General features: G+C 47.6%; 12 protein-coding genes and 1 pseudogene. 5 read left to right on the top strand and 8 right to left on the bottom strand.

What is annotated here, in order from left to right; genetic code table 11:
• The 7 genes from USG84_RS23810 to USG84_RS23835 all read right to left on the bottom strand — a co-directional run.
• On the bottom strand, positions 1-419 hold a 419-nt coding region (locus USG84_RS23810), incomplete at its 3' end, for a hypothetical protein (RefSeq protein WP_320738471.1).
• A 370-nt stretch (positions 420-789) separates the two neighbouring features.
• Positions 790-1,101: a type II toxin-antitoxin system RelE/ParE family toxin gene (locus tag USG84_RS23815; protein WP_320738472.1), complete on the bottom strand. Its 312-nt coding sequence runs from the start codon at positions 1,099-1,101 to the stop codon at positions 790-792.
• Positions 1,089-1,367 (bottom strand): CopG family ribbon-helix-helix protein, encoded by a 279-nt coding sequence (locus USG84_RS23820; RefSeq protein WP_320738473.1) that lies wholly within the window; start codon positions 1,365-1,367, stop codon positions 1,089-1,091. The genes USG84_RS23815 and USG84_RS23820 overlap by 13 nt, the downstream gene beginning before the upstream one ends.
• A 491-nt stretch (positions 1,368-1,858) precedes the next feature.
• Positions 1,859-2,449, bottom strand: coding sequence for a hypothetical protein (locus tag USG84_RS23825; protein ID WP_057516279.1), 591 nt, complete (start codon positions 2,447-2,449; stop codon positions 1,859-1,861).
• A gap of 96 nt (positions 2,450-2,545) precedes the next feature.
• Complete coding sequence (locus USG84_RS23830; protein ID WP_320738474.1) at positions 2,546-3,208, bottom strand: hypothetical protein; 663 nt, start codon at positions 3,206-3,208, stop codon at positions 2,546-2,548.
• Between the two features lie 18 nt (positions 3,209-3,226).
• Positions 3,227-3,490 carry a DUF1883 domain-containing protein gene (locus tag USG84_RS24150; RefSeq protein ID WP_414146801.1) on the bottom strand — a complete coding sequence of 88 codons (264 nt, stop codon included), beginning with the start codon at positions 3,488-3,490 and terminating at the stop codon, positions 3,227-3,229.
• A gap of 145 nt (positions 3,491-3,635) precedes the next feature.
• The gene (locus USG84_RS23835) at positions 3,636-3,806 is read right to left on the bottom strand and encodes a hypothetical protein (protein ID WP_086544399.1); all 171 of its coding nucleotides are present in this window, start codon (positions 3,804-3,806) and stop codon (positions 3,636-3,638) included.
• A gap of 188 nt (positions 3,807-3,994) precedes the next feature.
• On the opposite strand from USG84_RS23835, the gene USG84_RS23840 reads away from it, so the two are divergent.
• The gene (locus tag USG84_RS23840; protein WP_057516271.1) at positions 3,995-4,888 is read left to right on the top strand and encodes a WYL domain-containing protein; all 894 of its coding nucleotides are present in this window, start codon (positions 3,995-3,997) and stop codon (positions 4,886-4,888) included.
• Between the two features lie 314 nt (positions 4,889-5,202).
• Here USG84_RS23840 and USG84_RS23845 read toward each other — a convergent pair whose 3' ends face one another.
• Complete coding sequence (locus USG84_RS23845; RefSeq protein ID WP_072031537.1) at positions 5,203-5,346, bottom strand: replication initiation protein; 144 nt, start codon at positions 5,344-5,346, stop codon at positions 5,203-5,205.
• 671 nt (positions 5,347-6,017) lie between these two features.
• On the opposite strand from USG84_RS23845, the gene USG84_RS23850 reads away from it, so the two are divergent.
• The 4 genes and pseudogenes from USG84_RS23850 (at position 6,018) to USG84_RS23865 (ending at position 7,753) form a co-directional block, all read left to right on the top strand.
• Positions 6,018-6,362 carry a MobC family plasmid mobilization relaxosome protein gene (locus tag USG84_RS23850; protein WP_414146802.1) on the top strand — a complete coding sequence of 115 codons (345 nt, stop codon included), beginning with the start codon at positions 6,018-6,020 and terminating at the stop codon, positions 6,360-6,362.
• Positions 6,352-6,669, top strand: a pseudogene (locus USG84_RS24155) (nuclease); the annotation flags it as partial. The gene USG84_RS23850 and the pseudogene USG84_RS24155, both read left to right, overlap by 11 nt.
• A gap of 370 nt (positions 6,670-7,039) precedes the next feature.
• A complete protein-coding gene (locus USG84_RS23860; RefSeq protein WP_320738475.1) occupies positions 7,040-7,531 on the top strand; it encodes an MbeB family mobilization protein in 492 nt (163 codons plus the stop codon).
• 6 nt (positions 7,532-7,537) lie between these two features.
• Positions 7,538-7,753, top strand: a complete 216-nt coding sequence (locus USG84_RS23865; protein ID WP_320738476.1) for an MbeD family mobilization/exclusion protein — start codon at positions 7,538-7,540, stop codon at positions 7,751-7,753.
• The last annotated feature ends 227 nt before the right edge of the window (positions 7,754-7,980 follow it).

Consider the following 7,980-nt stretch of genomic DNA (forward strand, 5'->3'; position numbering starts at 1 on the left):
CTGGACCAGAACCCTTTTTTTTGCGCCTGCTCCAGGCTTTCACTGAGCTTTTTGATTTCTTCCCGCAGCTGGTTTTTCTCGTCCTCATGCTGCTGGTTTTCTTTTTCCCGCAGCGTTTTGTCTTCCAGCATCAACGTGATGGCCTGTTTCATTTCAGCGAGCTCTTTCTGCATGGCTGTCAGCTGCTCGTGTGGGAAATTTTTCTGTGTATTTTCACGGTGTGAAACGCTGGGAATTTGTTTCTCAGGTAAATTCACATTGCCGTATACACGGATCAGTTCTGATACATCCACGACCGGGTTATTTTTCCCGTCGCGTGACACGGTCACTTTCCCTTGTTTTACGTGGTTATACAGCGTTCTTCTGGTTATGCCGGCTGCCTGTGCTGCCTGTGAAAGGTTGAGCAATGTTTTTGCCACTGTATACCCCTGATTTTTTCGGGTGTGAAAGGTGTGTAATTTCTCACTGCCATTATAGCGCCAATGTACCCCGGATTTCCTGGTGATAATGACGAGTTGCTGAACCCCATCAGCTGCTCATGCCGATTTTTTCCTGTTCCAATCGCCTGGTGATTGTCGCGGTATTGCGACAAGTGCAGTCACTGGTTTCCGCAGCCAGCAGCTGATGCAATAGCGGTATCAGATAAAACAGGGGCAAGACGATGAAAGCATTAATGACAATAGCGTTGGCTGTGAAGGTGATGGGGCTGGTACTGGAGGCGCTGATTCTGGTTATTGAGTCCGGTCTGCTCCGGCGGTGAACGGTAGAGCAGAACGGTGCTCAGGGGGATTATTCCTGCAGGCCGTGATAGCCGGCTTCTTTCTGGTGCCGGACAGTCAGGAGCACTATCCGGTCCGTTTCCCGGTCGTGGCGATAGAGCATCACATAACCACTGTCGCCAAATCCGATCACCAGTTCCTGGTATTCAAGTGGGAGAAGAGAAACCGGGCGGCCCATGTCCGGCTGCGTTTTCAGCTGCTGGATAGCCCGGATTATCACTTCACCGGCTTTTCTGGCCGCCAGCCGGTTTTTGGTTTTGAGAAAGTCCTGCAGGCGCTGTAAATCCCGCTGCGCCAGTGCGGAGACAATTACCTGTGGCATGGTGGAGCATCCTGCTCATTCTCAGTTCCCCAGGTATCTATCCACGCTTCCACCTCTTCGGCGCTCAGGTGCAGACCGGTTTCCTGATAGTGCTGCCATGCGGCCTGTCCATCCCTCAGGTACTGGCTGCGCTTTTCTTCCCGGTCGATGTATTCGGTGATTGCTTCCAGCATCAGAGCATGAGCGGAGCGATGGCGGTCATCGGCAAGGGTTTTCAGGCGGTCTTTGAGTTCATCATCAAGCCTGATGGATGTCGCTGCTGGCATAAAATCACCTTTGTAGTCATGTGTAATACATATGACTACTTTAATCGGAGTCAGCGATATTTGCCAGAAATACGGCTTACGGTGTCCGTTTTCCGCCAAAGCCGGACTCATGCACATGGCTGCATAGCCATGCATCCGGGTATGATTTATCCGGTGCGTTTCTGGCGGGTTTTCGGGTGGTTTGTTGCCGCTTTTACCGGTTATCCGTCAGAAACGCCCTGAGGCCGTTTTAGCGGTGCGTACAATTAGAGTGTTATGTTAAATGCTGTTCTTGTTGATTAGTATGCAAAACGTAGTGTCAGCGTATGAAGCCTCACTTCTGAGATCTTTAATGTAGAGTTGACAGGTGGCGCCATTTTTCTGATACTACTAGGCAGATGGATGTGAGCGGGGACTCTAAAGAGTATTCCATTAGCCACCTAAGAGTAATTCTTAGGCCTCAGACACCTGAGATATGAAGTGCACCCGAAGCTTTAAACGAAAAAAGACTCCTAGGAGTCTTTTTTCGTTTCTGCTGTAGAGCGTTTTCTCTTTCTCTTTCTTTTTTTCTTGGCTCTCGGCGGTGCTTCATCGTTCTTGGCATAGGAAGAACCTACTACCTTGAAAGTTACATCTCGCTCACTTGGATTTGGCGGGGGCTTTCTGTCAAAAGCATGAACAGCCTTAACCATCATGTATACAGCATTATCAATACTTTTATGTTTCTCAATCTCAAACACAATGCTTACTTTTTCACCAGAGTCATGATCCTCGATGATTAACCAGTGAATGGTTCCATTTGGGAGTACGCTTTTTATACATATCTCATTTGCGCAATTTTCCAACCAAGTATGTATGTTTTTGCTTAGCTCATATCTTTTGGGGCAAAAGTAACGTTTGTTACCGTAGTGGTCTTTAATCTCAAGTAAAGTTGTCGTGAATGGTGTTTCATCTGTGTAGCAATGTGAGCTACACGAAATTTCCGCCACTAGTGCAGATGTCTCATCAATCTGTATAGTTATTTTTCTATTTTTTAGGTGATCTAGGGTGAGTGTTGCTCCCTCAAACTCTAATTGGCCATCACCGTGATCAAATGTCATCATGTCATTTGCCCATTTTTGGACTGTTCTTAGTTCATGCTATTGTGCAATGTATAATTTAGATTTGCACTAGCTTCTTTTCATAATGTAAGCTTGTTTTTAGTAGTTGATGCTATGATTATTGCTATCAATATCATGTAGCATTTGGTATAGAACATCTTGTTTATAACTATAGTTATGAAAGTCGCTATATATATATAGTTCGTTAAATAAACATGAGATTCTATTTATTATTCTACTTGGTAATTTTTTACTTATGCTTTTTACATTGATGAGTATAAGTATTTCTCTCGAATCGAATCCTGTTACCTTTATATACTCGGATAGTTTTTGTTTGGAGAAAACAGGGGTTCTATCTTGTGCTGATATTGAAATTATTACCGTTCGTAAACACCATGCAATTTTTTTATTGGCACTCTTGTGTTGTCTTAATTTATCGTAAATTGATAATATCTCGGTAGAAACTTTGAGAGCGGTATTTATTTCTACTGTGTAGCTCTCTTTGTATTTGAATGTGCTGTATATGTCTTTAATTATTTCAGAGCCATAAATTGGAATTGATTCTTTTACTAGGTGGAGTGCGAATAAATCACCAGAAACCATTTTTTCGCGTAAGGTTGTTTCTGGATATAAAAAAAGGCTCACGCTCTCTTTTGAAACAGATAGTATTTTTTCCTTGTCATATACACCAAGCATGTCTATATCTGAATCAAAAGACCTCTCATTTCTAGCGGTGCTGCCAAAAATTACTAATGCTTTCATGAGAGGCCTTTTATAAGGTTAATATACGTTAACACTTGAGCTTACGCGACCACTGCGGCCACCTAAATCTATGGTTACGTACCAGTTACCGGAGCAAGGAACTTTAAGCCTTGTCTGCGAGGATGTTACGTATCCGCCATAATAACGATGCGGGCGGCCATTTTTATAGTTCAGGAAGTTGCTAGAATCCATGAGCTTAACGTTTGCAGCGTTTCCAGAAAGATTGATTTCAACTACTTTTCCTGCTGAAAGATTGCTCAGATTATAGTGTTGGTATTGCATAATGTGGTCTCTTGTATAAGGAGACTGTTGACCTAAATTCAAAAAATTGAGATTGTAGTCAACAGCCTGCTAGGGTTAAGCACTTAACTTCCCCAAGAAAGTGCATTCAAACGAAATAAAGCGGATTGTCTTACGGCAATCCGCTTTATTTTTCCTTCCTTACGCCCTTGAAAGGCGTACCGTCAGATTTTACATCCATGAAGCGCCCGGTCGTTGAGTCACGCTTTACCCAGGTATCAGTCGTTGGATTGAAAACCTGTGAACGCTGACGAACCATGCCAATTCGACGATTATCATTAGGTGGATTTACAGCCATTTCAGCCTCCTTAAGGCTTTCTGTGAAGGAGGTATTTCCTTCGACAGATACCAATGTAAACCTGTTTTTTTGGATTGTCAACCGATACTGGGTGTGTTGTGTATACTGAATGCATATCAAAAAGATATGCGTTTTGCGGCTTCTTTATGCTAGAATAGTTATGTTTACGCATTAGATAAGGTTGCATCATGTTACTTACTTCATTCAATGACATTCTTAAAGAAGACCAAACATTAGCTATTCGATTGGCATTTATAGATTTCAAGGTTTTCTATACTGGAATGTTATCAAGAATAGATATTATGAATGAGTTTGACGTCTCCGAGATAACAGCTTCAAGAGTGATTTCTCAATACAGGGAGTTTAGAGGGGGGAATATATCGTATGATAATAAAAGTAAAAGATTTGAGTTAAAACAAGACACATTCGAGCCTTTGGTGAAGTTTAATGCTAAAGATGCGCTGAGAATGCTTTCAGAAGGGTTTGATAAAAATTATTTAGTTAGGGGGCGTGGGTTTATTCCTTATGAACCTATTGGTTTTATTCAGCCGCCTCTTGAAAACTCCTTTGTTTCGATAATAACTAGGGCTATTGCTGCAGGAAAAAAAATTAAGTGTCAATATAACTCTGCTACTAGCAATGATTCTTCTTATAGAGTTCTTTCTCCGCTTGTCATTCTTTTTGATGGTAGGAATTGGATATTTAGAGCCTACCATGAGAATTCGACCAGTGACGTAAAGTATAAAAACTTTAACTTTGCTCGTGTTGTCGATGTCTTAAGTGATGATGAGCTTGTTGATTATGAACATGGGCTTGTATACGATGATTTATGGAATATAACACTCCCTGTTGAAATCGAAATAAATAAGTCATTTAGTGACGTTAAAAAAAACGAAGTGAGAAGAGATTTTGGTATTAAAGATGGGGCCGATAAAGTATTAATGACGGAAAGGGCTGCTTTTATTTGGATTATATTAAATCAATGGATGGTGCATTACGATGATGGAAAAAAAATGACAGATGATCATAATTTTTGTCTGAAAAATGCTGAAATGCTACGAACTTATAAAGCTATTAGATAACTGTATTTGTGGGTATATTTGGGTGTTTTTTTGTTGAGATGTGATTCGTTAAGTGAGTTAAGTTTATATGAAGATTATTTCTATAGTGATGTAAATGGATTGTACGCTCTTTTTTTGGGTAGATCCTTGGAAGATCTTCTTGAGATCATTGCTGTCAGCGCGTAATCTCTTGCTCTGAAAACGAAAAAACCGCCTTGCAGGGCGGTTTGATCGAAGGTTAAGCCAGCTTGCAGGCTGCTTAACCAGGTAACTGTCTTGTGCGAGACGAGTCACCAAAACTGTCCTTTCAGTGTAGCCGCAGTCAGGCCACCACTTCAAGTACTCTCTAAATCTCTCGCACATCGACTCTTACCAATGGCTGCTGCCAGTGGCGTTTTTGCGTGTCTTTCCGGGTTGGACTCAAGTTGATAGTTACCGGAACGGGCGCAGCAGTCGGGCTGAACGGGGGGTTCGTGCATACAGCCAAGCTTGGAGCGAACGACCTACACCGAGCCGAGATACCAGCAGCGTAAGCTATGAGAAAGCGCCACGCTTCCCGAAGGGAAAAAGGCGGAACAGGTATTCGGTAAGCGGCAGGGTCGGAACAGGAGAGCGCGCGAGGGAGCCGCCGGTGAGAAATCACCGGCATCTTTAAGTCCTGTCGGGTTTCGTCTTCCACTGATTTGAGCGTCCATTTGTGATACTCGTCAGGGGAGGCGGAGCCTATGAAAAAACGGGTTCCCCGCGGCCTTTGCTCTGCTTTTTTCCCGTCGAACGTACCTTTCTTCCCTGTGTGTGCGCACGCAGCGCCCGCCGCAGTCTCACGTCCGGAGCATAGCGACCGAGTGAGCGAGGAGGCGCAACATCACCGCCAGACCATCATTCTGCCTACGCTATGCAGTCGCATTTTTCCCCTCCCAAATAGAGCAGTTAACACGCTAATTACCACAGTGCTAACATGAATAAGCCAGTATACACAGCGCTAGCGCACTGTGACTGGTTCAGGGCTGCGCCCCGAAACCCGCTAAGGTCAACGGCCTGACGCGCCTGGTCGGGCTTGCCGGCTCCCGGAGACGTCCACAGACAAGCTGTGTTCCTCTCCGGGAGCTGCGTTAGATCTCCCCCCTAAATATTTTTCACCGGAGGCCGTTTGAGTAAAAAGCGCGACAAGATGCTGACCATGTGGGTCACACAGGATGAGCATCAGCAGCTGCTTGAACGCTGTGACGGCAAACAGCTGGCGGCGTGGATGCGGCAAACCTGCCTCGATACCCGACCGGCGCGGTCATCGCGGCTGCCGTCCATCGATCCGGTTTTACTGCGTCAGCTCGCCGGTATGGGCAATAACCTGAACCAGATCGCACGGAAAATTAACGGCGGTCAGTGGTCAGGTGCTGATCGGGTTCAGGTGGTGGCTGCGCTGATGGCCATCGATGCCGGCCTTGAACGGCTGCGGCATACGGTGAGGGAGAACGGAGCTGACGATGATCGTTAAATTCCATCCGCGCGGGCGTGGCGGCGGCAGTGGGCCGGTGGATTATCTGCTGGGTAAAGATCGGCAGCGTGACGGGGCGACGGTGCTGCAGGGCAAGCCGGAGGAAGTCCGGGAGCTGATTGATGCCTCACCATATGCCAAGAAATACACTTCCGGGGTGCTGTCGTTTGCCGAGAGTGACCTTGCGCCCGGACAGCGCGAAAAGCTGATGGAGAGTTTCGAGCGGGTTCTGATGCCCGGCCTCGATAAAGACCAGTACAGCGTGCTGTGGGTGGAGCACGCCGACAAGGGGCGGGTGGAGCTTAATTTTCTCATTCCGAACACCGAACTGCTGACTGGAAAACGCCTGCAGCCGTATTACGACCGAGCCGACCGCCCGCGCATCGATGCGTGGCAGACGGTGGTGAATGGCCGGCTGGGCCTGCATGACCCGAACGACCCGGCAAACCGCCGGGAGCTGGTCACTCCGTCGGCCCTGCCACAGGCGCAGCAGGAGGCCGTCAGCGCGATTACGCAGGGTTTAATGGTGTTAGCCTCATCCGGGGAGCTTAAAACGCGGCAGGACGTGACTGAGGCGCTCACGGCGGCAGGTTTTGAGGTGGTACGCACCACGCGAAGCAGTATCAGCATTGCCAACCCGGACGGGGGGCGAAATATCCGACTGAAAGGAGCCATCTATGAGCAGTCTTTTAACGCTGGCGCAGGACTTGGAGCAGAAATCGAAAGCGCAGCGGCAATCTACCGGCGAGATGCTGAAAGCCGCATTCAGCGAGCACGAGGCGTATGTAAATCAGGAACTGAGCGAAAGCGCGAAGCGAATCAACAGCGCTATCCTCGACCACGACCAGAAACTGGCCTCAGCCATCAGCCAAAACACCAGAGGGATACTGAAAACCATCGGGCGGACGTGGCTGATAATCGCCGGCGTGTCGTTACTGCTGATCTGCACGAGCGGGAGCATTCTGTGGTGGCAGGGGCAGAAAATTCTCGACAACTACCAGGCCATCAGCGAGCAGAAAGACGCGCTGACGAAGCTGAACGCGCAGACGTGGGGCGTGAGCTTTCAGACGACCAGCGACGGACGGCGCTTTCTGGTGATGCCGGCAGGAACAACGCCGGAAGCCATTCCCTACAACGGCACGACGTGGGTACAACTGAAACAGGACTGACAGATAATGACCGAACTGGAAACGCAATTATTGAGAGCATTCGAGCAACTGCAGCAGGATTACGCGCAGCAGCTGAGCGCGTGGGAAGCCGCCTCCTCGGAGTTGCAGAGGATGTTTGGCATTACGCAACGGGAGAACGCGGCGCTGAGCGAGCGCGTATCGGACTTGAGCAGGCAGGTGCAGAGTTTGAGCGAGCAGCTGCGCCGCTTGTCTGTGAGATGAACGCCATCGAACAGCGGCAGGCACATGAACGTGCGCTGCAGCACGAGAAAACGCCGGAGCCGGAGCGACCGCAGCGACAAAAAGGTCTGGATGGTCCGTCGCTTTAACCGAACAGCCTGGACCAGAACCCTTTTTTTTGCGCCTGCTCCAGGCTTTCACTGAGCTTTTTGATTTCTTCCCGCAGCTGGTTTTTCTCGTCCTCATGCTGCTGGTTTTCTTTTTCCCGC

This window comes from Enterobacter sp. 168J2 (genome assembly GCF_034107265.1).
Taxonomy (GTDB): Bacteria; Pseudomonadota; Gammaproteobacteria; order Enterobacterales; family Enterobacteriaceae; genus Enterobacter; species Enterobacter nematophilus.